Annotated in this window: 14 protein-coding genes; 8 read left to right on the top strand and 6 right to left on the bottom strand. The window is 37.6% G+C overall.

The window, feature by feature from the left end:
• Nucleotides 1–3 precede the first annotated feature (3 nt).
• The 6 genes from AC27G3_RS07025 (at nucleotide 4) to AC27G3_RS07000 (ending at nucleotide 8540) form a co-directional block, all read left to right on the top strand.
• Nucleotides 4–3063 carry an efflux RND transporter permease subunit gene (locus AC27G3_RS07025; protein ID WP_487120100.1) on the top strand — a complete coding sequence of 1020 codons (3060 nt, stop codon included), beginning with the start codon at nucleotides 4–6 and terminating at the stop codon, nucleotides 3061–3063.
• A gap of 10 nt (nucleotides 3064–3073) precedes the next feature.
• Entirely contained in the window at nucleotides 3074–3811 is a 738-nt protein-coding gene (locus AC27G3_RS07020) for a response regulator transcription factor (RefSeq protein ID WP_487120098.1), read from the top strand.
• Nucleotides 3811–5112: a sensor histidine kinase gene (locus AC27G3_RS07015; protein ID WP_487120097.1), complete on the top strand. Its 1302-nt coding sequence runs from the start codon at nucleotides 3811–3813 to the stop codon at nucleotides 5110–5112. The genes AC27G3_RS07020 and AC27G3_RS07015 overlap by 1 nt, the downstream gene beginning before the upstream one ends.
• Nucleotides 5113–5619: 507 nt before the next feature.
• Nucleotides 5620–6666: a hypothetical protein gene (locus AC27G3_RS07010; protein WP_487120095.1), complete on the top strand. Its 1047-nt coding sequence runs from the start codon at nucleotides 5620–5622 to the stop codon at nucleotides 6664–6666.
• Nucleotides 6667–6677: 11 nt separating this feature from the next.
• Nucleotides 6678–7718, top strand: a complete 1041-nt coding sequence (locus AC27G3_RS07005) for a hypothetical protein (RefSeq protein WP_487120094.1) — start codon at nucleotides 6678–6680, stop codon at nucleotides 7716–7718.
• Nucleotides 7719–7973: 255 nt separating this feature from the next.
• Entirely contained in the window at nucleotides 7974–8540 is a 567-nt protein-coding gene (locus AC27G3_RS07000) for an SAM-dependent methyltransferase (RefSeq protein ID WP_487120093.1), read from the top strand.
• 60 nt (nucleotides 8541–8600) lie between these two features.
• On the opposite strand, the gene AC27G3_RS06995 is transcribed toward AC27G3_RS07000, so the two are convergent.
• The 4 genes from AC27G3_RS06995 to radA form a co-directional block, all read right to left on the bottom strand.
• Nucleotides 8601–12890, bottom strand: a complete 4290-nt coding sequence (locus AC27G3_RS06995) for a collagenase (RefSeq protein ID WP_487120091.1) — start codon at nucleotides 12888–12890, stop codon at nucleotides 8601–8603.
• A 684-nt stretch (nucleotides 12891–13574) separates the two neighbouring features.
• A complete protein-coding gene (locus AC27G3_RS06990; protein WP_487120089.1) occupies nucleotides 13575–14012 on the bottom strand; it encodes a hypothetical protein in 438 nt (145 codons plus the stop codon).
• Between the two features lie 286 nt (nucleotides 14013–14298).
• Nucleotides 14299–16536, bottom strand: coding sequence for a S9 family peptidase (locus AC27G3_RS06985; protein WP_487120412.1), 2238 nt, complete (start codon nucleotides 16534–16536; stop codon nucleotides 14299–14301).
• Nucleotides 16537–16731: 195 nt separating this feature from the next.
• On the bottom strand, nucleotides 16732–18093 hold the full coding sequence (gene radA / locus AC27G3_RS06980; RefSeq protein WP_487120087.1) for a DNA repair protein RadA: 1362 nt from the start codon (nucleotides 18091–18093) through the stop codon (nucleotides 16732–16734).
• 244 nt (nucleotides 18094–18337) lie between these two features.
• Between radA and AC27G3_RS06975 the strand changes: the two genes are divergently transcribed.
• Nucleotides 18338–20779 (top strand): PilZ domain-containing protein, encoded by a 2442-nt coding sequence (locus AC27G3_RS06975; RefSeq protein ID WP_487120085.1) that lies wholly within the window; start codon nucleotides 18338–18340, stop codon nucleotides 20777–20779.
• Nucleotides 20780–20872: 93 nt separating this feature from the next.
• Here the strand turns inward: AC27G3_RS06975 and serB are convergent, their stop codons facing one another.
• Nucleotides 20873–21967 carry a phosphoserine phosphatase SerB gene (gene serB, locus AC27G3_RS06970; RefSeq protein ID WP_487120083.1) on the bottom strand — a complete coding sequence of 365 codons (1095 nt, stop codon included), beginning with the start codon at nucleotides 21965–21967 and terminating at the stop codon, nucleotides 20873–20875.
• Between the two features lie 186 nt (nucleotides 21968–22153).
• Here serB and AC27G3_RS06965 point away from each other — a divergent pair, with 186 nt between their 5' ends.
• Nucleotides 22154–22777 (top strand): AhpA/YtjB family protein, encoded by a 624-nt coding sequence (locus tag AC27G3_RS06965; RefSeq protein ID WP_487120081.1) that lies wholly within the window; start codon nucleotides 22154–22156, stop codon nucleotides 22775–22777.
• Between the two features lie 38 nt (nucleotides 22778–22815).
• On the opposite strand, the gene AC27G3_RS06960 is transcribed toward AC27G3_RS06965, so the two are convergent.
• Nucleotides 22816–23631: a TatD family hydrolase gene (locus AC27G3_RS06960; RefSeq protein WP_487120079.1), complete on the bottom strand. Its 816-nt coding sequence runs from the start codon at nucleotides 23629–23631 to the stop codon at nucleotides 22816–22818.
• Nucleotides 23632–23719: the final 88 nt, after the last annotated feature.

The following is a 23719-nucleotide window of genomic DNA, read 5'->3' as shown; positions in this document are numbered from 1 at the left end:
AAAATGAATTTAACTCATATTGCATTTATTTACCGTAAATCTATTTTAATGATTTTGGCTTTACTGTTAATTAATGGTGTTTTTGCTTATTTGACACTACCTGCACAAGAAGACCCGACGATAACTATCAGAACTGCAGTGGTGACAACTTCATACCCAGGAATGGCGCCAGAGCGAGTTGAACAATTAATTACTCGCGCCTTAGAAAAAGAAATCAGAAAAATTCCAGAAGTAGAAAAACTTACATCTACTTCAACAACCGGGCAGTCTGTTATTCATGTTGAAATATATGACAGGTATTTTAATTTAGATGATATTTGGCAAGATTTACGAAATAAAGTCAAACAAGCTCAAACGAATTTACCACAAGGCACTCGAACACCCTATGTTAACGATGAGTTTGGAGATGTGTCTGTTGTCACATTAGCTTTAACTGCCGACGGTTTTAATTTAGGCGAAATGTACGATATTGCTAAGCATATTCGAGATAATCTCTATTCAGTAGCTGGCACCAAGAAAGTTGATATTTTAGGGGCCCAGGCAGAAAGAGTCTTTTTAGAAGCTGGCACAGCTAAACTGTCTCAATTAGGAATTTCGCCGCAAACGATTATCAATGCATTACAAGCGCAGAATATTATTAGCCCAGGTGGTCAAATAGATACTGGTAAGCGTTTTATTGTCGTAGAGCCAACCGGAAATTTTTCATCCCTTGAAGATATTGGTGATACCCATATCAGTATTCCGGGGACTGGAGATACAATTGCGTTAAAAGATATTGTTAGTTTGCGTCGAGGGTATATTGATCCACCTCATCAGCCGGCTTATTTTAATGGCGAGCCTGCCATTATGTTTGCAATTGCCATGTTGCCTGATTACAACCTTTTAGAATATGCGCCACGTGTAAAGTCGATGGTATCAAAAATTGAAAATAGTTTACCGATTGGTTATCAAATTAATATTGCTACATATCAAGCGGATCAAGTTAAAAAAGCCGTTCATGGGGTATCCATTAACGTCTTGCAAACCTTAGCGATTGTACTGGTTGTGGTTATTTTCTTTTTAGGTATGCGAACAGGATTAATTGTTGGCTCAATTGTGCCGTTTGTTATGTTAACGACTTTAGCTATTATGCATTTTTCTGGCATGGCGTTAGAAAAAATGAGTTTAGCGACACTTATAATCGCACTAGGCCTTTTAGTGGATAATGGCATTGTTATAGCCGAGGATTTTAAGAGTCGACTAGAAAAAGGAGAAGAACGTTTTTCTGCCATGATTCAAGGTGGAAAAGAGCTGGCTCTGCCTTTATTAAGCTCGTCAATTACCACCATTTTATTTTTCCTCCCTTTAATGTTAGCCGAACATGTTGCAGGTGAATTTACCCGTTCAATTTCTTTAGTTATTTTAATTACCTTAATGACAAGCTGGGTGTTAGCTTTATGTGTTACGCCTACACTTTGTTATTTATTTATTCGTGTAGATAAAAAATCTTCCAGTAGTACCGCGATTAAAAAGAAGCAACAAGGCATTCATTTTTATAGTATTTATGAAAATTTTTTACATCAAATTTTAACCCATAAAGCTATGTTTATGTTGTCAATGGTCGGGCTATTGTTGTTATCGCTTGGCGGTTTTAAGTTTGTCGAAAAACAATTTTTTCCAGACTCTGATCGTACCCAAATTATGATGTACATTGATTTACCCAATGGGACTTCTGCTAGAGAGACTAATCGTCAAATGTTAGAGGTATTTGACTGGTTGGATAATAAAGAACGTTTTCCTGAAATTAGTAGCTACTCTGGTTATTCTGGCTTTAATGGCCCGCGCTTTGTGTTAACACTCAACCCTGAAGACCCTGCCGATAATAAAGGGTTTGTGGTGTTAAATGTGAAAGATGGTACCGATTTAAACGTATTAGTAAACCAATTACATAACGGCATTATTGAGACTTTTCCCAATGTTTCTGGACGAGTAAAACGCATGTTTGCTGGCCCTTCTGATTCAAGCACCATCAGCATTCAAGTAAAAGGTCCTGATAAAAATGTGATTTACGCAAAAGCCAAAGAAATCATGTCGGTATTACAAGAAATTCCGCATACAAAAAATATTCGCACTGACTGGGAAAACCGCATTGTGAAGATTAAAGTTAAGGTGGACCAGCACAGAGCTAGACGTGCTGGCGTAACTTCTGAAGATATTGCGACTGCATTGCAAAGTTACTTTAGCGGAGCAATCGTCACTGAGTTTCGTGAGGGCGATGATATAATCCCTGTTATTTTTAGAGCGACAGAGGAAGAACGTTTTAACCTTGACAGGTTACGCACGGTGGCTATTTACTCTCAATCTGCGGGAACTTCTATTCCATTATTCCAAGTTGCAGACTTTATTCCTGTTAATCAATACTCAACCTTACAACGTGAGGACATGTTTAGCACGATTACCGTTGAAGCGAATAACACTGAGATGACTGCCGAAGACCTTAAATTGATCGTCGATGGCGATATACAAGCTTTAAAGTCAGACTTACCTGTTAATCACCACATTGAATACGACGGTGTTATTGTCGTTTCAAAAGAAGCACAACAAGCGCTTGGCGCGAGTATGCCAATGGTTATTGGTTTTGTTCTGGTGTTATTGGTGATTCAATTTAACTCTTATCGTCGAGCGATGATCATAGTGCTAACTATTCCATTATCGTTAATTGGTACTGTTATCGGTTTATTGGTGATGAATGCCCCATTTGGTTTTATGGTGACATTAGGGATTTATAGTCTGGCTGGCATTATTATCAACAATGGTATTGTGTTGATTGATCGAATAGATATAGAGCGTTCAAAAGGGGTGGACGATTATCAAGCGATTATTAATTCATGTTTAACACGAATTCGACCTATTACCATGACAACCGTTACCACCATAATGGGATTATTACCGTTAATGATGAATCCAGATTCTATGTTCTATGGGATGGCAACGGTTTTAGCTTTTGGTTTGGGGGTAGGTACAATATTAACTTTAGGCGTAGTACCTGTGCTTTATGCTGCATTTTTTAAGGTACATAAGTGATTGAATTATCATGACACTAGTATTACTTGTTGAAGATGACTTAGATTTAGCGACAACGGTAGTTGATTACCTTGAATTAGAAAATATTCAATGTGATCATGCGCCTAACGGTATTGCTGGGTTACAATTCATTGCCAAGCAAAAGTTGGTTCGTCCTTACGACGTTATTATTCTTGATGTAAATATGCCGCGTATGGATGGATTAACTATGTGCAAACAATTAAGAGAGCAGGGGATTAGTACACCCGTGATCATGTTAACTGCACGCGATACATTAGATGATAAGCTTTCTGGTTTTGAAGTAGGTATTGACGACTACATGGTAAAACCATTTGAGATGTTAGAGCTAATTGCACGGTTAAAAGTGTTAACCAATCGACGAAGAGGGCTTATTAATAAATTTTCACAACATGGTTTGACGGTTGATTTTACCCTTAAAACTGCAGTACGTAATAATCGTGTATTACATTTATCACCGACCGGTTGGAAACTACTTGAAGTGTTAATGCGTAACGCACCTGAAGTGCTTTCACGCGAGCAACTATCACAGGCTATTTGGGGGGATGATGCCCCAGACAGTAATAGTTTGAAGGTTCATCTTTTTAAACTTAGGCAACAAATTGATAGTCAACAGACTAATCAAGACAACCATTGTGAAATAAATTTAGATAAAAACTCATTACCTGAGCCTAAACTCATTCATACCATTGCTGGGCAAGGGGTAACTTTTGGCGACATTAATTCATAATGAATAGACCGCAAACACTACGCCGCTATGTATTAAGAATTCAGAGCCTTGTTGCATTAACCGTGGTGCTTAGTTACACATTAGTGATCAGTTTTTATTTTGTTAGTGGTTTAGATGAAGCAAACTTTCAAGATCTACACCTAGAGAGTAATCACTTTAGCAAAATTTATAATCGAGGGGATGATATTGCATTGCCCGATACTATTCATTTTAAAGGTTATTTAGGTTGGCAACAGCTCCCAAACCACATAAAAAAACATTTTCCAAACATTGAAAAAATAAATTCGTTAACCATGGAAAACGTGAGAACTTTTTCTGAAGATAATATTTTTTCATGGCCAGAGCAAACAATAATAATCGTGGCTCAGCCGTTAAATGATGGGAAAATATTTTATTTAGTGCGTGAAATTAACATTGAACAATATGATGCTTTAAGCCAAAACGGCATTATAAAAAAATTATTGCTTACCCTGCCAATAGCGTTGATGTTTTGGTTAATGATGCATGTCATTGTGCAATTAATATTAAAGCGAACATTAAAACCTTTTGGTCAATTAAGTAATTGGGTTGATACCTTAAATCAGGATAACGTTGATAAAGTTATTCCTGATTTTGAATTTAACGAACTTAATAGAATCGCTCAGCAACAACAAATTGCATTAACACGTATGAGTGAGATCTTAACCAAAGAGCAAGACTTTCTTAGGCATGCCAGCCATGAATTACGTACGCCCATTGCTGTTGTTAAAAGTAACAGCGAGTTACTTGCCCGCATTTTAGAAGGAGCTGGCATAACTGAAACTTGTGATCATAAAGGCGTTGCAGCCATCGCACGTATCAAACGAGCGGCACTAAATATGCAACACACTACAGAAACGTTATTGTGGTTGAGTCGAGAGCAAGACGATGCGCTAATTACTAGCCAAGTGAATGTCGCTGATATGCTGCATGATCTTGTGGATGATAATCAGTATTTACTGCAAGGTAAGAACGTTAAGGTTTCTTTAGTGATTGAAGCTAGTATATTGCAATTGGTTGAAACGCCTTGTCGCTTAGTACTGAATAATCTTATTCGTAATGCTTTTCAATATACTATTGATGGTGAGGTTACTATCAGTTTTGCTGATTCAAAAATTAATATTGTTAATATTAACCAAAAGCGACAAGTGCTGAATCATACCGGCGCAGATTACGGTTACGGTTTAGGTTTACGCCTTGTCGAACGTATTATTGATAAAATGTCTTGGAATTATCACAACCATGAAATTGAAGGTGGACGTGATGTTACAGTTGAGTTTTAAATAGTAATAACAACTAAACGCAAAATAAAATGAATCAAAAAACGAGTTTTAAAGCTCGTTTTTGATTTTAATATGATTAAAATTAATCAACTTAAAATTTTGCGCTTAATTGTAGTGCTACAGAAATCATCATTACCTCTTCCGAGCCACCGTTGTCTTCAATCAAATCAGCATAATCATCATCAGCTCGAACTCCTACTACTAAATCAAATACTACAGGTTCCTACTAAAAGATCATGTGTCTGTACATAAACCACCGTCTATGTAAGCTTTAAAACTCGTGGTAGCTAAACCTGTACCCTAATAATTTTATCGAAATTGTCTACACCTCACTATGTACCACACTTATATTCTAGTTGTTATTTCTATTATTTTTGTGTGAAAAATAGCCTGTTGTTAATTTTTTGTAAATGATCTATGCTTTAGAACTGTCTGGTCTAACGTCAGACCAGATGGGTATATAATTATAAAAATAATTAAATAAAACAACAAGAAGGCAACACCACAATGATAAAAAAAATAGTTGTACTGACAACGCTCTTTTTTGGGCTCATCTCAAACACCGTTCTAGCAAAACAATTTAAAATAGTACTAATACATGGTTTTCAGCCACAACAGCTCATTAGTAATCCTGATGTAGAAGCAAGTGGACAAGATTATTGGAATAGTTACTGGAATAATCTTGCTGATGCTCGTATTGATTGGCCATCAGATGAGAGGATTGAACAAAAAATAACAACCGATTATGTTTGGCCAAAACTTCAAGAATTTGCACAGAGTAACTTATGTGACCCTGGCTGTATCTTTGTTACGCATTCAACAGGTGATTTAGTTGCGCGCTATATTATTGAAAACCAAGAAACATGGTTGATGAATGCAGGATTACAACCTTTAAATATTGTTGCCACGTTTGACATAGCAGGCGCTGGCGGTGGTAGTGAGCTTGCTGATTTAGCGGTCAGCGTTTCGCAAGCAACAGAAAGTGGAACTTTTTTAATTGAAGCTGCACTTGAAGCTTGGTTAGGAGGCGATTTAACTGATGAAATGGGCGTTTTACATGATTTAAAAGTTAATAATGCAAGACAACTTGCACCATTTCCTGGCACACGTATTCCACGGTTAAGATTTGTTGGAGATGCTAGTGACTTTTTAGGCGTCACCAGTGGTTTTATTAAAGGAAATGATGATGGCGTAGTCGGAAGCCACTCTGCTTGTGGTGGAAATCGCCAAGGGAATTACGGCAGTTGTTCTAACTTAGTTGATTTTAATGGCAAGTTAACCAATCAAAACGATGCGGTAACGGGATTTATGCCTTATCACTACCCTATGTTAATGAGTGATAAATATAGTCATTTATCAATTATTGAGCCAGCAGTTAAAGGTAAAGTTACCGCAGCAGATAGTCAAGAACGTATGTTGTCGAATGATAATATTGAATTTTCAACGTATCAGGAAACCAGTGGTTGGTGGTGGTGGAAAAGCAAATACGTATATGTAGAGAATTCGTCTAATACCAGTTTCTCAGCATTACTTTATGCATCAATGCCGAACTAATGAATCAATCTATGTTAATTAAAATAGTAACCGCTATCAGTGTATTACTGATAGCGGCTTATTTTTTGTGGCCAACAACGCCACAAATATTACCCCAAAAAAATGAGGTTCAGGTTAATTTACCTAAAACTGTCGTAGTAAAGCCGTCAATAAAGCCTGTTGAAGTTATCGCTCAAGAAAAACCTAAAGTGTCTTTGTTAAGTGCGAACAAATCTGCGGTATTTATTTCAAAGGTTTACGCACAAGAATTGAGCTTTCCTGTGTATTCTCAACCGTTAAAACCGACTGATTTTGATCGACTTAACCCTAATTATTTTAACCCACAAAATATGCCGATTGATGACGAAGGGAATTCGATTAACGCTTCGCTTTCTAAATACCGTTACAGTTATCCTGAACCGATAGTTGCCAAACTAGAAGGAGAAAGTATTAAGGGGGCTCGTTTTAGTTTGATAGATTCACAAACCAATAAGGAATTGGCATCGGCTTTTTTTAAAAAGAAAGACCAAGATTGGCAAGTTAATTTAGCAGGGAAAAAAGAGTTTCCAGAGTCAATTCATATAAAAGTTGTCGCAGATGTTGGTCATAAGTCAGTGCCGATTGTGCTGGCATTAAAATACAATAATCCCGTTGCTATAATTGAAGCTTTTGAACCTGCCAAAGCTGATGGCGCTGATATGGTAGTTACCGCTAAACTTACGACTAAAAAAGCAGGTTTGTACCGGGTAAGAGCTAATTTATTCGATGCTAATGATCAACCTATTGCCCATTTAGTCACGAAAAGTAAATTAACAACTGGCCTTCAAAAAGTGGCTTTAAAAACACATCAGTCAGTTTTACAAAATAGACAGCCTCCTTTTTATCTGTCCACTTTTATGATTGAGTTAATGTCACCATCGCCAGGAGTGCGTAAAAAGTTTGGTGAGTCGGCGATTAAAAAATATGAAATAAAAAATTTCGCTGTGTCGAGTTTAGCTACTCAACCTTATGAGAGCAGCCCTCAAGAGAAACAGCGCTTAGAGTTACTTCAGTCGATGGCGAATGGTAAGTAATACCCATTTCATTAATTAGCGGATCTACTTTATCCGCAGGAAATGACCAAATACAAGGCATTTATTTTGATAGCTAGTTGCTCTAACTATTAAATAAAGCAGTCGTTTGTTATTTTAATCTGTAGAAATGATTACAGGGTTAATGAGGTTGGTATAAAGCTGTTTTATAGCGTAAACCGCAGGTGTTATTATATTTTTAGCGTATTAGCGTATTAGCGTAAATAGTCAATACGCTAAAATTATAAGGATAATGCATTGAATCATTCCAAATTATTAGTGACATACCTTGAGACATTACAAAGGTTGAGTAAGCAAGCTCCCGTGCTCGATCTTGCTTGCGGCAGTGGCCGAAATGGTCTTTTTCTTACCAAAAATAATATCCCCGTCGTTTTTGCCGATGTAAAAGAAAGTGCTATTGCACAAGTAAAACAAAGTTTACCAAGTACAACACCTTTTTGCAGTTCTGTTGTCAAAGACTTATCGTTAGCACAAGTATGGCAAGTTGATTTTGAGCGAGAAACTAATCTTGCGCTTAATAAAAAAGAATTTGCTGCTGTTATGGTTTTTCGCTATTTACATCGTCCCTTGTTTGAACATATAAAACGCTCAGTAATCTCTGGTGGTATGGTGATTTATGAAACTTTTACCGTCGATCAGCCACAATATGGTCGGCCAAAACGAGCGGAGTTTTTATTAAACCATGGTGAGTTAGCTAAGCACTTCTCTGATTGGAAAATTATCCATTTATTTGAGGGCGTTGTGAGCGCCGATAATGAATCTGGTCAACAAGCTATTGCCCAAATTGTGGCAATAAAACCTTAAATTCATTCCAAAAAAAACGAGCCATAAGGCTCGTTTTACTTTTTTGTCATTGGTTGTAAATTAGTTTACATCAACTTGAACACTGACATTACTACCACTGCTTTCTACAGCAATATAGAACCAACCTGTTGGCGGGTTGTTAACTGTAATGCTTTGTACGGTTGTGCCTGCAGTGTCAGACTTAGCACTATGATCACTTGCACTAGGCCAGCTTGAACCTGTATAAAGTGCCACTTCACCACTGCCGTGTTCAGTGTTTACTTCGATACTATTAACTGAACTGTCAAGGTAGATATAGTAGCTATTATGGCCAATGCCTGTACAAACGGCATTACCTGACTCTATTGCACCATATGTAAATGGTGACTGAGACTCACAAGCGTTAACCATATCGCCAGTGACTGGTGGTTCAACAGGTGGAGTTATATCACCTTCAGTTAAACTCACTTTAAAACTTACATCAGAGAAACTAGAAGTGCTCTCTAATGAAACATAACGCCAGCCTCTATTTGCAGTTACAGATAACGATTGTGTTGTACCTGTTGCTGATGATGCCGATTGAGCATTAGCCGCTGTCGCCCATGTATCAGCGTTGAAATAAATACCCACATCTCCATTACCACCTTGGGTAGTTAAGAATAATTCAGTATTATTTTCTTCAACCCATACATAGTATGAACCACGACCACCGGCAACACACTCAGTGTTTTCTAAGGTCAATCTTCCACTAGTAATCGTGGCTTCACCACAGTCGGCGATTGGTTCGCCACCACCGTTGGTTGCATCATTTGGATATGGGTCTGAGTTATCACCCATACCATCACCATCTGAGTCTAGCCATTCAGTGTTGTCTGCTGGAAATGCATCGCTATTATCGCCATGACCATCATTGTCAGAGTCTAACCATTCAGTTGCGTCGTTAGGGAAGGCGTCACCATTGTCACCATGGCCATCGCTATCACTATCTAACCACTCTGTTGCGTCGTTCGGGAAGGCATCTACACTATCTAAATGACCATCACCGTCGCTATCAACATCGCCATTTGGCGTTGGATCGCTGTTGTCACCTATGCCATCGCCATCGGTATCATGTGTTTCAGTTGCATCATTTGGGAATGCATCGCCGTTATCACCTACACCGTCACCATCGCTGTCTTGCGTTTCTGTTGGATCATTAGGGAAAGCATCTTGGCTATCAACTACGCCATCGCCATCACTATCTACAGGCTCTTGCGTTCCACCGCCAAGTTCATTCGTAATGATATAATCATTGCTGGTATCTTCTTCAGTCATTACCGCAACACCTAAACACTGATTACTTTCGTTGGTGATTGCCGCACGGCGATGTCCAAACCATTTCCACGTTTCTACGCTATCGTAAGTTTCACCTGTTTGTAAGGTTGTAAAGCCAAAGCTTTCACTTAGCTCACCTGTTACATTATCAACACGGTGAACACGTACAGGATTATCGCTATTGTTAACAAAAGAGAAGTCAGCTTCAAAAGGACCTGTTAAATGCGGAGCTTGTAAATCACAACCACCAATTGCATTGGCTGCTGGAATAACCTCAGGAGTTGCGGCATTAGCAACTATTGCTTGATCAACTGTAAATGAAGCTGTTGGGTTATTAAGCACACCAACACTTAAACAATTTAAGTTACTGTCTGTCACCATTAAGCGGCGATCAGCAAACCAAATATCGTTACTGTAACTCGCACCTGGCGCTAAAATACCGTAACCATGAGTAAAGTCAGTAGCACCGCTAGTGGTTATAATAGTGCCTTTGGTATTATCTATTCTAAATAAACGTACCGCTGTATCAGAGGTGTTAGTAATCGTAAATGAGTGCGATTCTTCACCAATTAAGTGAGGTTGTGCTAATGCACAGCTGCCCATTTGGTTTAGCGAAGGAATTTCTTCAGTGATTACATCTTTTACTAGGTCGGCATCTATGGTGAATGTATTGTTATTTTCAGCCATCACTGCTACACCTAAACAGTTCATGTTACTATCGCTTAACATCATGCGATCGCCAACGGTCCAACTTGCTGAGGTATAGGTGTCACCAACATTTAAGGTTTTATAGTTTTTACCAAAGTTTGTTTCACCCGTTGTACTGTCTATCCAGAATAATGATACTGGAGTATCCGTAGTATTGGTGAAAGTAAAGTTAGTTTTTTCTGCATCGAAATAACGTGCGTATTGTTGAACCAGTGCACAGCTACCTATAGTGTCTGCTACTGGTATTTGTGCTGCAGCTGGTGCTACTGTTTCAGAGTTAGCTAACATGTAAGCTTCAAAACCGTCTTCAGTGCGTTGTACTGCATCTTTAAGCGCTGCTCTATAGGCGGTATTATCGCCTGCTCTTAATGTGGTTAAAATAAGCTCAATTTCACCTTTATGCTCTTCACTTAAATAACGCATCGCAAAGTAGCCCCAAGGGTATAGGTTATCAAATTCATAGCCCATAAATACGATGTTATAAAGTGGCGGAATCGTTTCACCTTTTAAAGTATTTAATGTGCGAGTATGATCTTTACCCATAGCCATAAACTCTGCCATACCTTCTGCCCAAGCTGCATTTGGATCAAAGGTGCCATATGAGCCGACTTTATTGTAGCGACCGTCTAGGTAGTGAACATATTCATGTCTTAAGTTATAAATTTGATCTTCATATTGACATGAATTACCTACCCAAGTATCTGGACATTGCATAGCAATAAAGCGTGCTTGGTTACCTTGTGCCGTAGGAGTACCTTCTAAATACATACCACCGTTATCAGTACTGATACCAAAAAATTCACCTGCATACTTTTCATAATCTTCCGGGCTTGCAAAAGCAACGACTTCTAAGTGTTCATTTAAATCGCCAGTAACTGGTGTGCCTGCTGAGTTAAAGAAAGCGTGGAACTCAGTTTCTTGTAAAGCCATATCAGCACAAGATTGATCAAGGGTTGCTTGGCTAATTGACGCTTGAGCACGAATGGTGATTTTGTCTGTACAGTCGTAACTTACCGTTAAAATATCTTCTTCTTTAGGCGGTACAACACAACTGCCAAATAACGCATCGCTTGCTTCACAAGCGCGACCGGCACTTTCTAAATAGTTTTTGGTAATGATTGTTTCAGCAGTTTCAATAGAAATATCGTTTATAACTTTTTCGCGTGCTTCTAAAATGATGCTGTCAATACGCGCTTTAGCTTCATCAGTACCAATGGCTGAAATTTTACCCAGAACAGGAAACGAATGCGGCATAATCCACTTTCTATCTGCTTCTGCAGACCAACGCATATCAAGTGAGGTTTCACCTAAAAATACAAACGAGCGCATTACTGAAATCACATCAAACATATTTTCGTTAAATGCGTCGGAAACGGACGAATCACCGTATAACGCGGCAGAACCCATAGCGCCTAAAAGCGCCATGGTAGTGTCACCTGCATTACTTAAGCCAAAAGGATTTGATTGAATTGAATAATATTGAATAAGCGCCAATAAATGAGGTAAATGGTCTTTAAAGTAAATAGCGCCAGAATTACGTTCTAAATTAGTTAGTGCATAAGCATAACCTTCTTGAATAACAGCACCTGACTCACTAATGAAGTTTGTCATTTGTGTAACAGCTAATAATGCTGTGCTTAATGCCGCAGCTTCATTGTCTGTCATTGCTTCGGCGTTATATTTATAAGAGGCTAAAAAGTATAATAATTGGTTAAGATCTGGATCAGTTAAATCATCCGCTTTGGCAAGATAGTGAATCGCTGCTGACACATCGTTAATAGGGTCGTTTACTGAAGCGCCAATGGCTTGAAAGCCATCGTAGTCAGCAGCTAAAATGTCTGCTATTACCGAGCCATAACCCGCCTTAGATGAAATAGGCGCAGCACTAACATTAACAGGAATATATGTATCATAAACAATATATTCATCAGGCATTGGTGGTGGAATGTCACCACCTGTAATAGTAACATTTAAAGTGACTTCTTCTATATTACCGTTTATTGCGAAATAACGATTACCAGCACGAGAGGTAAAGGAAATACTTTCTTCATTTGTCCCTAGCGTGGTACTACTAGTTTCAATATTACCGCTCCAATCCCCGCCATCATATAACTTAATATCCGCGTCGCTGCCATTAAATGCACCGCCTGAAGTGGTAATGGTAACATTGCTATTTTCATAAGGAACATTAACGTAGAAGTAATGTCCATAGTCAGTAATGCATTGAGTTTGGTTAGCGGGAACTTCACCTTGACGTTCTAAAGTTTTTGTTCCACACATGCCGGCTGCTTGTGCATTGCCAATATTTATCGATAGCAATATAGCACTAGCGAGCAGTGATTTTTTCATTGATAATTTCATAAGAGTGTGTGACCTGTTTCAAATATTGTTGAGTTGTTTCTTTCACCTTGGTTACTGTGGTGAATACTCCTTTGCTGAAATAAGTTGCGCAGACAACTTGTTCAGTCAACTCAATACATCCATCTGTTTTTATAGTTTTCTTGGGAATTGTAATAATTTGTTTCACACTATTTATATTACAGTTTGTATACAGTATCCATAATTAATTTTCTCGTAAGCTTTTCGTATAACGATTGTATAATCACTTAACGCTTATTATTCAATACTCTTAGCTAAGCTAAAAATAACAAATTAAATATTGTATATTTTTAGTAAAGGGTAGAATTTTGATGTTTTTACATCAAATTGCTCGCAGGAAGCCAAAATAAGACGGGTGTTTAGACACTTGAATATTAATTTAATGACAGGGCAGGTGAAGAAATATTTAACCTGAACTCGGTTTAGAGATGGTTAACAGTTTGAAAAATAGGTAAATAATTATTTTACTCCACTCTAGCTTGATAGTTTTTCTTAATTCAAGGTAAATTTCGCGTCAATAGCTGGCCTATTGCAAGAAATTTAACGAAGAAGTAAGGAAAAATAGCTGTTAGAGAAATATTTGTTAAGCCGAGCTCAGGTTATTTAGATTAAATAATTAATACTAGCTCCCTCTAGTACTAATTTTTTCGATTTTTAGTGATCGTGAGTTGCTGTTGGTAAACTTTTCTTAGGCTCTCCTGGTGGTCGCGGAGCATTATATCTTGGATCGTTATTCACTTTTTCATGACCATGGGCGCGAGCGTGTGTTGAGTGTGAGCTATGATCTCTTGGCGGATGCTCTTTTTTAGGCATATATTTACTTGGTTTTACCTGAGCTTGTGGAGGCGCTGAAGCTTGTTGTGCAACGCTGTTTGCTTCTTTCTCATTAGCTTGGGTGAGTGTTGGCTCTTTAAATTGCTTAGCAGGCACTTTCATCATGGCAAACTCTTCTGCTGGATTAACAGTCTTGACGTTGTTAAGCGCATTATTGGTTAATTGCGCTTTCTCATCTGGCGATGATAATTGAGAGTAAGCGACAGCGGCAACTGCTAGGGTTAAAGTTGAAATAACAAGTAATTTAGTTTTAGCCATGACATCTCCTAAAAGTGTATTTTTCATGTGTTTTTGTATATTGGATGCAACAAGCTAGCATGGATTTTTGCAAAAGGGAATTATTCGATAATACTTAAGGTTAATGCTTAAGGTATATCTTGTTAAATAAAGTTTAATGATTATTAGCAGGCATTATAAGTTAACGCCGTTAATAATAGTGATGACAGAAGTGTGATGTAAATTGCTGTAACGATGTTTTTCACCCATCCTTAGGTGTTTTTAGTAGGTTTAATTACATAGAAGTGTAGGAAAATATATTGTGCTCTTACTTTAACTTACGGTTAAAAAAATCAACGATGGTTTTATTTAGATGCACCTTAACGTTTTTCCCTCGCATGCTGTGTTTACTGCCAGGGTAGGTCATTAGTTCAAAGAGCTTACCTTCATCTTGTAAAGTTTTAATCAGTTTGGTGGTGTTGGTAAATAATACATTGTCATCAGCCATGCCATGATAAACCAGTAACGAACCTGTTAAGTCTTGTGCAAATGGAAATACGCTACTTTGTTTATAACCTTCGCTATTTACCGAAGGGTGATTTAAATAACGTTCAGTGTAATGAGTATCATATAACAACCAGTCAGTGACAGGAGCACCAGCAACGCCTGCTTTAAAAAAATCTCCAGCTTTAAACATTGTCATTAGTGTCAAATAGCCACCATACGAATGGCCGTAAATGCCGATGCTGTCTTTATCAACATAAGGGAGCGATTGTAAAAATTTAGCGCCTGTTATTTGATCTTCTACTTCAATATTGCCTAACTGCTCGTAAATTGGAAATTCAAATGCTGTGCCACGATAATTAGAGCCTCTGTTATCAAGTTGAAAAACTATGTAACCTTGCTGTAAAAAGTATTGTGTCATATCAGCACCTTGAAACTGATTAGTGATACGTTGTGCATGTGGACCACCATAAACGTTGACAATAACAGGATATTTTTTACCAGGTTCTAAATTGTCAGGCTTGTATAATTTGTAATACAGTAATGTTGTGTCGTCGTTGGTTGGTAAAGAGCCAAATTCAGGCATAATTAATTGCGAATAAAATGGTGATAATGGGTGTTGTTCGTCAATAATATTTTCGTTAAGCCAAGCTATAATCTCGCCATTATTGTGGTGGATACTAACTTGTGTTGGCGTAGAAATATTTGAAAAGCTATCGACATAAAAGTCACTATTGTTAGCAAAAGCAATAGAGTGAAAGCCATTACGTTTGCTAATTGGGACAACATGATCCGGTGATTTTCCATTTAATGGTACTTTGTATAAATGGCGTTCAAGCGCTGTATCGGCACGGCCTGTAAAAAATACCCAACCGGCTTTTTCATCAACACTTTTTAGTGAGTTAACTACCCAATGACCTTTGGTTAACTGACTAATCATTTGTCCTTGATAATTAAAGCGATATAAGTGCTTAAAACCATCGCGCTCTGATGCCCAAATAAAGCTTTTATTATCTTTTAAGAAATATAAATCCTTATGTAAGTTTATCCAGTGGGAGGATTTTTCTGTTAACACTGTTTTGCTTTTACGAGATCTTAAATTGAAAAAATTTAGCGTTAAGGTTTTTTGATCGCGACTCTGCCATTGATAAGACAAATCTTTACTCGTGGGTAACCATTTTACGCGTGGCAGATAAAAATCACCGTTAGCACTTTCATTTTCTGGTAAATCTATAAAACGGGTACGCTCATTTTTTATATCAATATATGCGAGTTGAATGTTTACATTGCGGCTGCCTGCATTTGGATAACGCTGTGTCACGAGTTTACTTTCTTGTGCATAAATTTCATTGCGTGTAACACTATTTACAGGACTTTCATCAACTCGTAAAAAGGCAATATGCCTTTCATTAGGCGACCACCAATACCCGGTCATTCGATCCATTTCTTCCTGCGCAACAAATTCAGCCATACCATTTTTAATTAAAGCGCCTCCATCGGCTGTTAACTGTTGCTCTTTAAGCGTAGCCAAATTAAGAATGTAGATATTTTGTTGTCGAATAAAAGAAATAAAATTCCCCTTGGGAGAAAACTTTACATCGGTTTCAAAAGCACTGGTATCGGTTAATCGCTTGGTTGTTTGATCGGCTAATTGGTAATAATAAATATCGCCATTAAGTGGAAATAATAATGCTTGTGAATTGGGCGAGAACTGGTATTCGAGAATTCCTGAGCCGTAAACTCTTTGACGTTCACGTCGGGCTTGTTCTTCTTCAGAAAGTTGTTCGGTTGCAGTAAAAATGCTGTCAGAATCTACTAATAATTTACTAGACTTCCTATCGACTTGGTATTCCCATAGGTCATAACGATTACTATTATTATTTCTGGCTTTTAAAAACGTCACTCTTTTACCATCAGGAGATATTTGCATAGCCTTGAGCTGTTCGCCATTAAGAGAAGGCGCAGAATAAATGCGTTCTATGCTTAATTGTTCTGCATGAACCACATGGCTGAGTATCAACAAGCTAAAGATAAAAAATTTGAACATTAAAGAGTCATGCATAAGTAATAGTGAAGTTGAGTTAAATTTCATTAATAAGTCATTTTAGTGTTGAGATAAAGGTTGATTCTCTTGCCGAAGTATTTTACGTTTTTTATAATAATAATGTTAGCAGTAAAATAACCGCACACTTTGTTTTTCGGCAAAATTATGCGTTCTTATTTGTTTCAAGTTATGTAGGATCTGTTGTTCTTTTGGTTAGATCACATCAAGTGCTTCGCTCAACTTTTTAACGCCAATAACTTCCATGCCTTTTATTGGCTCTTTAGGCATGTTGTTATAAGGCACTATAGCTCGTTTAAAGCCATGTTTGGCAGCTTCATTAATCCGTTCTTGTCCGCTAGGGACTGGCCGTATTTCACCAGACAGGCCTACTTCCCCGAAAATAACTAAGTCTTGTGGTAGTGCTAAATCTCTAAAGCTAGACACTAATGCCAGTATTAATGCTAAATCAATACTGGTTTCGGTAACCTTAACGCCACCCACAACATTAACAAACACATCTTGATCATTGAGTTGTAAACCACCGTGGCGATGTAATATTGCCAAAAGCATAGATAACCTGTTTTGATCGGCACCAACAGCAACACGTCGTGGGTTACCTAAAGCTGAGTGATCAACTAAAGCTTGAATTTCTACCAGTAAAGGGCGGGTGCCTTCCCATAATACCATTACAATACTACCGGGTGTTGGCTCTTCACTGCGCGTTAAAAATATAGCGGAAGGGTTTTTAACTTCTTTAAGGCCGGCGCCTGTCATGGCAAATACGCCAAGTTCATTAACTGCGCCAAAACGGTTTTTAGTGCCGCGTAATGTTCTATAGCGTGAGTCGCTACTGCCTTCAAGCATGATGGAACAATCAATGCAATGCTCTAAAACTTTCGGGCCTGCTAAGGAGCCATCTTTAGTTACATGACCGACAAGTAACATTGCCACATGATGTTGTTTCGCAAATCTTGTTAGGTAAGCAGCAGTTTCTCTCACTTGTGACACACTGCCTGGTGCAGACTGAATATCACTCATGTGCATCACTTGGATAGAATCAATGACCATAATTTTAGGTTTTTCACGCTCAGCAATTTGGCAAATATTTTCTACACTGGTCTCTGAGAGCATTTTTAAATTATTTGTTGGTAAATCTAAGCGTTTCGCTCGCATTGCCACTTGTTGCAATGATTCCTCACCTGTCACATAAAGTGCAGGCATGGTGTTGGCTAAATCACACATTGTTTGAAGCAGAAGTGTTGACTTACCTGCGCCGGGCTCTCCACCTATGAGTATGGCGCTGCCGGGAACGATACCGCTGCCTAATACACGATCAAACTCCGCAAAGCCTGACGAAAAGCGAGGTAAATCGGTTAAATCTATCGCGTCAAGATTTTGTACTTTAGCGTCTACTATGCCACTAAAGCCCGAGAAGTTATTGCCTCTACCAGGCACTTTAGCTTGTCTAAATTCTGAAACAGTATTCCATGCCTTACACTCAGTACATTGTCCTAGCCAACGGTTGAAGTTAGCACCACAATCTGTACACACATAGGTCGGTTTGTCTTTTGCCATAGTTTTTGCCTTAGTTATTCTTTGAGGGCATAGTAATTGCTTCTACTTTGATTGTAAGTGGATGACCGTCAATAAAAAATTAGTGGGTTTGAGCTGCTGTTAATATTTTATACTTATCAGCTTGTTGTCAAAATATCGTTAAGATAGTATCAAGGTAATAACTGGAAGTTAAACAGTTAATTAGTCCGATTGGTATTATACTAAAAACGGTAATTTTCTCTATTTTAAAGAACAAAAATATTAGATGACTAAAGATTTTTCAAAGTTTCAAAAAATAATTGATCAGTTTCGCGGTGAAGCGTTAAAAAAGACCTTTGATGCTGACTTTGCTGCGGCAACCGCTGGGCTGCAAAAAACAGAAAAATTTTTATTAAAGATGGAGCTTAAGCGCTTAGCTAGCCCATGTACGCGCCTTATCGATTTACGTGGCTTGGTAGATGGTGAGTGTCGTACTTATGAGTACGATGAGAAATTACACTTTCTTGATGAATTAGCGATTAAATCGTTTGAAGAAAACGTCGCCTATTACGGTAGTTATACGTTTGGTGTGTATGAAGCGGTTAAAAATACTAAAAATAATTTTCGGGTTATTTATCAAAATGAGAAATCTTCAGCTCAAACAGGCCCACCATTAACAGAAGAACAACCCATTTTTGAAAAAGTCCAATACCCCGCGACTTTCTATCAGTTTGGCCATTATAAGGATCGCTCAGAAGAGAGAATGAACTTTGTTATTCCTCTTGAGATAACGTTTGATAATAATGAAACCATTGATGCATCAAGCTCTGACTTGAGTGTTAATGGTTGTAAACTTCGCTTTAAAAGTGCGGTATCGGTAGAAGAAGGTGATATTTTACGTATTCACTTTGTCGGTCTTGAACAAGAATTTCAGTTTGGTGTAGATAGCCATTTAAGTTACGAAGTGTGTACTGTGCTGTCTGACAATAAAAATCATTTAGTGGGTGTAAAGCGCTTAAACGAACAAGTTGATGATAGCTTTAGTCAGTTTTTAGCCGGCTTTATTAAAGGAAATAAGCGCCGTTATAAAATTAATTTAGACAATACGATTAGCGCTCTTCAGGCTAGAACCTTGGAGCAGTACGTTTTACCCAAGTCTAACGAGTTGCCTATTTTTATTGAGCAATCACAGCAAGGGCTTTTACCGCGGTATGCACTGACGTCTAATAATAGCCAAAGCATTTACCAATATTGGCAAGATGAACAACGCAGAAGTACACTGCATTATTTATTAAAAGAAAGGCGATTAGCTTATTTAAAAAGTGGTAGTGTCACGCATAAAACTTTACTCGTTTATAGCTTTGTTCATAGCAATAAAGGGCAAAGTTTTTTTTATAGCGCGGACGAGCAAGAATTAAAAAACAATGAAGAATTTGCCTCTCAATTTTTAGCTTTTGCCGCAGCTAAACCAAGTTTTGCGATATCACAGCTGAGTTACTTACCTGTAGAGCCTCAACATGCCAACTCTTCCTTTACTTTGTCGAATACCTTATCTAAAAAGAATGCCTATTTAAATGCACCTTTATCGAATGACGTTATCACTACGTTTGAAAATATACCTGCCATTGTAGTAGTAAACGATATTACTAACGAGCAAGTGAGAAATGAATACAAAGGGCTATCTTATGAAAATATTAATAAAGAGTTGCTGAAAACATTTGGTCATAAAAGAACGACTCAAACGTTAGATATTGATGAGCTAGGTATTAACTATAAAAATCATCGACAAGAGCCGCGCTTTAAATATAAAACGCCAGCAATTATAGAATCTGCCGAGGTAAAATGTAGTGGTTTCTCTCATGATTTTTCAACATTAGGATTAAAAATCGAACTTGAAACAACAACAAGTTTTAGTAAAGGCGATATTGTTAATTTAAGCTTTCCTGCGCTACAAAAAATTACTTCTGCTTTTGACTTAAACCAACTTCCTTATGAAATAGTTCATATCAATAAAAAGAAAACTATAGTTAATTTAAGAGTTTACGTTAAAAAGCATCAACACATTGGTCGTTCATTTTTTAAATTGTTAATTGAAAAAAATAAAGAAAAATTAACCACTGACGAATACGCGAATATGTCGCCTGATTTAGCTAAAGCCCTGCGCACAGTTTATGCTAATTGCTCAACAACGCAGACATTAATTGTTCAAACAAGCGGCAGTCGCTATAAAATTGAGTCGATAGCTTCGGGCTCAGATAATAGCGACTTGTTAGCAAAAATGTTGCAGCTCAGTAATCGTAATAATTTTTATAACTTATACCCGCTGTTAAATAATTATCAAGCAAGCAGCTTAGTAAATACTAGCTTAAAGAAAATGCAATCGGGGAGCCAACCGATTGAGAATATGTTATTCATCGCGATAAATGATGAAGTTGAACAGGTTGAAAAAGCAGTAACTACTCAACTCTCTAGCGAGCTAAACACTGTAGATGCGAAAAAAGCATTTATTAAAGACGCTTTAAAAAAGGGGAGTTTCTTTTGTATTAACACCCAACTCTCCCGCACTAACGAGCCTGATATGGACTACTTAAATCCCGAGCTGGATTATATTAGTAGTTATGCAATTCATCGAGGGAAGCAGTTAGAGCAAGAAATATGGAGTGTGGCGGGGGTTATTCAATTAACTGATATTACTAAAGAAACTTTATTTCGCTATAAACTGGTTTGATATTCATCGATTAAAGTGAGTGTTGTATAAAAAAACAAATCAGAGTTAACTCTCTGGTTTGCTTTAATCGTGCATTACAGTTGCATAATAACGTTATTTCAACCAATGCAATAAACAGTCTAAGCCTTGATGATTAATACTACTGTCGGCTTGAGCCAATACAATTGGTTTAGCATGAAAGGCAACCCCTAAGTAAGCACTGGCCATCATCACTAAATCGTTTGCGCCATCGCCCATAGCAACAGTTTGATTGGCTGAAATGTTATAACGTTCACTTAAAATATTAAGCGAGTCTGCTTTTGCTTGCGCATCTACTACATCACCTAATACTTTACCGGTTAATTTGCCATCTTGTATTTCAAGCTGGTTAGCGAAGCTCGCATCTAAGCCGAGCATATTTTCTAAGTGTTCAGCGAAATAAGTAAAACCACCCGAGGCGATGGCTATACGCCAATTGTGTTCTTTTAGATGCTGAATAAGCGTTTTAAGCCCTGGCATTAAGGGAATGTTTTGAGCAACATCTGCCAATATTTGTGCTGATGATCCCTTAAGGGTTAATACACGTTGATGTAAACTTTCAGAAAAGTCTAGCTCTCCTTGCATCGCTTGTTCAGTAACCGCTGCAACTTGTTCACCTACACCAGCTAAAATGGCAATTTCATCAATACATTCAATTTCAATTGTTGTTGAGTCCATATCCATGACTAAAAGACCGGGAATCGAAAGTTGAGGAGCCTTGCTTAATAATGCTGCTTCAATAGTATTTTTTAATAAAAATTGGGCTAGTAATTCACGTGACTGACTCAACGACGAAGTTGACACATTAAAGCGATAACTAATTTGATTGTTTCTGTGGTTAATCGCATTTAAAGCGTTAATAGTTAATTGGCATTGACTGAGCATTGCGATTAATAACTTATAATCAATATCACTAAAGACAACTAATTCTAAATCAGATAATTCGGTATTTGAGTTTGTTTGAGGTAGCGCTTCGTCAGCTATGGTTGATTCAGAGATAGATTTTATGTGTGTGCTTTGTAATGCTATTGCTAAATCAATTACAATTTCAGAAGCAGATAATTGGCAGAAACTTGGTAACTGGCTGTTATCTTGATTGGTCGATATATATTGGGAAAGTACGCCACTAGTGGTTTCTGGTATCGATAAAATTTTTACTGAAATTGACAAGGTAAGCCTCTATTCTATGTTAAATACTTAAGTTAATGACTATTGAAAATTGATCTATATAATTCGACAATTTACTTCATCGAACATTGAAAATAATTTATAGTGTAAATATTGTGTTAGCGACATTCTCTATTCAAACCACTTACTCGAACCTAAATTGCAAGGGGTTTGGTTATAAAGGTATTTATGCAACAACCTGAACCATCTTTATACCCTAAAACATCATCTATTTATAATAAAATAATGCAATTAGCTATAGCTATTATGTTTATTATAGTGCTGATGAATTTATGGATCGCGAATGGCACGAAAGATAACGAATTAATTGACGACTATTTTCAAGAAATAAGCACGCAATATCTCAGTCAAGCTGGGGTGAGTTTGCAACGATTAATGCTCGAACAACAAAACGAGCTCATTGAAGAGATTATTGATGATTTATCAACGATGGATTATGTTCAATCTGTTCATTTATATGATACCACTGGTCGTGTGTTGTATTCGTCTACCAGTGAAAACTATTCGCTAGATTCAGTTAACGATCTTTATGGTATCTCTTTGAATAAACGCAATAACAGTGCTAAATATGTGCCTTTTGTTCAAGAAATTAGAACGGATCAACTATTAGGTTACTTACGGATCACCATTGAAAAATCGCAACTTAGCGAGGCATTAACGACGGCAAGTAATGAACGACAACGCTTATTTAGACTTATGCTGATTATGGCAGGCTTTGTTGGCTTCTTCTTAACTCGCGGGTTAAATCGATTTAGCAGGCAAGGTTATCGGCCGCCCAAAAGTGAAACATAATTATTGAGGTTGGTATAACCCTGTTTAGCTATGTTTATTCAGTGATCATTGCTAAAAAATAACTGGTCAATATTTTCTTCTAATTGGGTCGCTAGAGCTTCTGGGGTTTCATCACGTATTTCTGTTAATGCATTAAATACATCAAGCAGGGCTAACGGCGAATTTTCCTTACCTTGTTGGCCAAATAATGGCATAGACGGAGCATCTGTTTCTAACACTAAACATGAAACAGGCAAGCGCTTTATGGCATTGATTGTTTTACGCGCTCTCGGGTAGGTGATAGTGCCACCAATTCCTAATTTAAAGCCTAAATCAACATACTCTTTTGCTTGCTGGTAACTGCCTGAAAATGCGTGGATTACACCGCCTGCGCTAAGGTTTGCTTGTTTGATTAAGGGGATTATATGTTGATGAGATTGTCTGTGATGCACAATTATCGGTAACTTGTGCTGTTTGGCAAGTTGTAATTGGTGACGAAAAAACTCAATTTGCTGTGCTAAATTATTCGCTTGTTTGATGATACCGCCATCAATTCCCGCTTCACCAATAGCGATAATCTTATCTTTGTTGCACTCGACAATAGCTGATAACGCAGTTAAGTCTTGTTGATTTAATCCCTCTAAAAACCACGGATGAATACCAAGGCAAGGGTATATGTTGCAAACAAGGTTAGGCGATAACGAATTGGGATATATGGTATCAGCAAGGGTTAATACCTTATCCCAGTTTTTTGGATGGATGCTTGGCACAATAATTTGGTGAATATTATTATCGGCGCATTGATTGATTAACGTGTTACGCTGTTGAGAAAACTCATCGAAATCTAAGTGGCAATGACTATCAGTAAATTTCATCGGTTGAGTCACCCAGTATAAAAACAGCTAAAAAGATAACAAAGGTAAGTAATACTCATAACATTATGAAGTATTACTTACCATATTC

This window comes from Colwellia sp. SU-HH01217 (assembly GCF_057543495.1).
The sequence above is the reverse complement of the archived record's forward strand: the minus strand, read 5'-3'. Positions and strand labels throughout refer to the sequence as shown.

Coding starts and splice junctions, on each gene's coding strand:
- radA (WP_487120087.1), bottom strand. CDS start 18,093: ATGGCAAAAGACAAACCGACCTATGTGTGTACAGATTGTGGTGCTAAC.
- AC27G3_RS07010 (WP_487120095.1), top strand. CDS start 5,620: ATGATAAAAAAAATAGTTGTACTGACAACGCTCTTTTTTGGGCTCATC.
- AC27G3_RS07020 (WP_487120098.1), top strand. CDS start 3,074: ATGACACTAGTATTACTTGTTGAAGATGACTTAGATTTAGCGACAACG.
- AC27G3_RS06995 (WP_487120091.1), bottom strand. CDS start 12,890: ATGAAAAAATCACTGCTCGCTAGTGCTATATTGCTATCGATAAATATT.
- AC27G3_RS06965 (WP_487120081.1), top strand. CDS start 22,154: ATGCAACAACCTGAACCATCTTTATACCCTAAAACATCATCTATTTAT.
- AC27G3_RS07015 (WP_487120097.1), top strand. CDS start 3,811: ATGAATAGACCGCAAACACTACGCCGCTATGTATTAAGAATTCAGAGC.
- AC27G3_RS06985 (WP_487120412.1), bottom strand. CDS start 16,536: ATGCATGACTCTTTAATGTTCAAATTTTTTATCTTTAGCTTGTTGATA.
- AC27G3_RS06990 (WP_487120089.1), bottom strand. CDS start 14,012: ATGGCTAAAACTAAATTACTTGTTATTTCAACTTTAACCCTAGCAGTT.
- AC27G3_RS06960 (WP_487120079.1), bottom strand. CDS start 23,631: ATGAAATTTACTGATAGTCATTGCCACTTAGATTTCGATGAGTTTTCT.
- AC27G3_RS06975 (WP_487120085.1), top strand. CDS start 18,338: ATGACTAAAGATTTTTCAAAGTTTCAAAAAATAATTGATCAGTTTCGC.
- AC27G3_RS07005 (WP_487120094.1), top strand. CDS start 6,678: ATGTTAATTAAAATAGTAACCGCTATCAGTGTATTACTGATAGCGGCT.
- AC27G3_RS07025 (WP_487120100.1), top strand. CDS start 4: ATGAATTTAACTCATATTGCATTTATTTACCGTAAATCTATTTTAATG.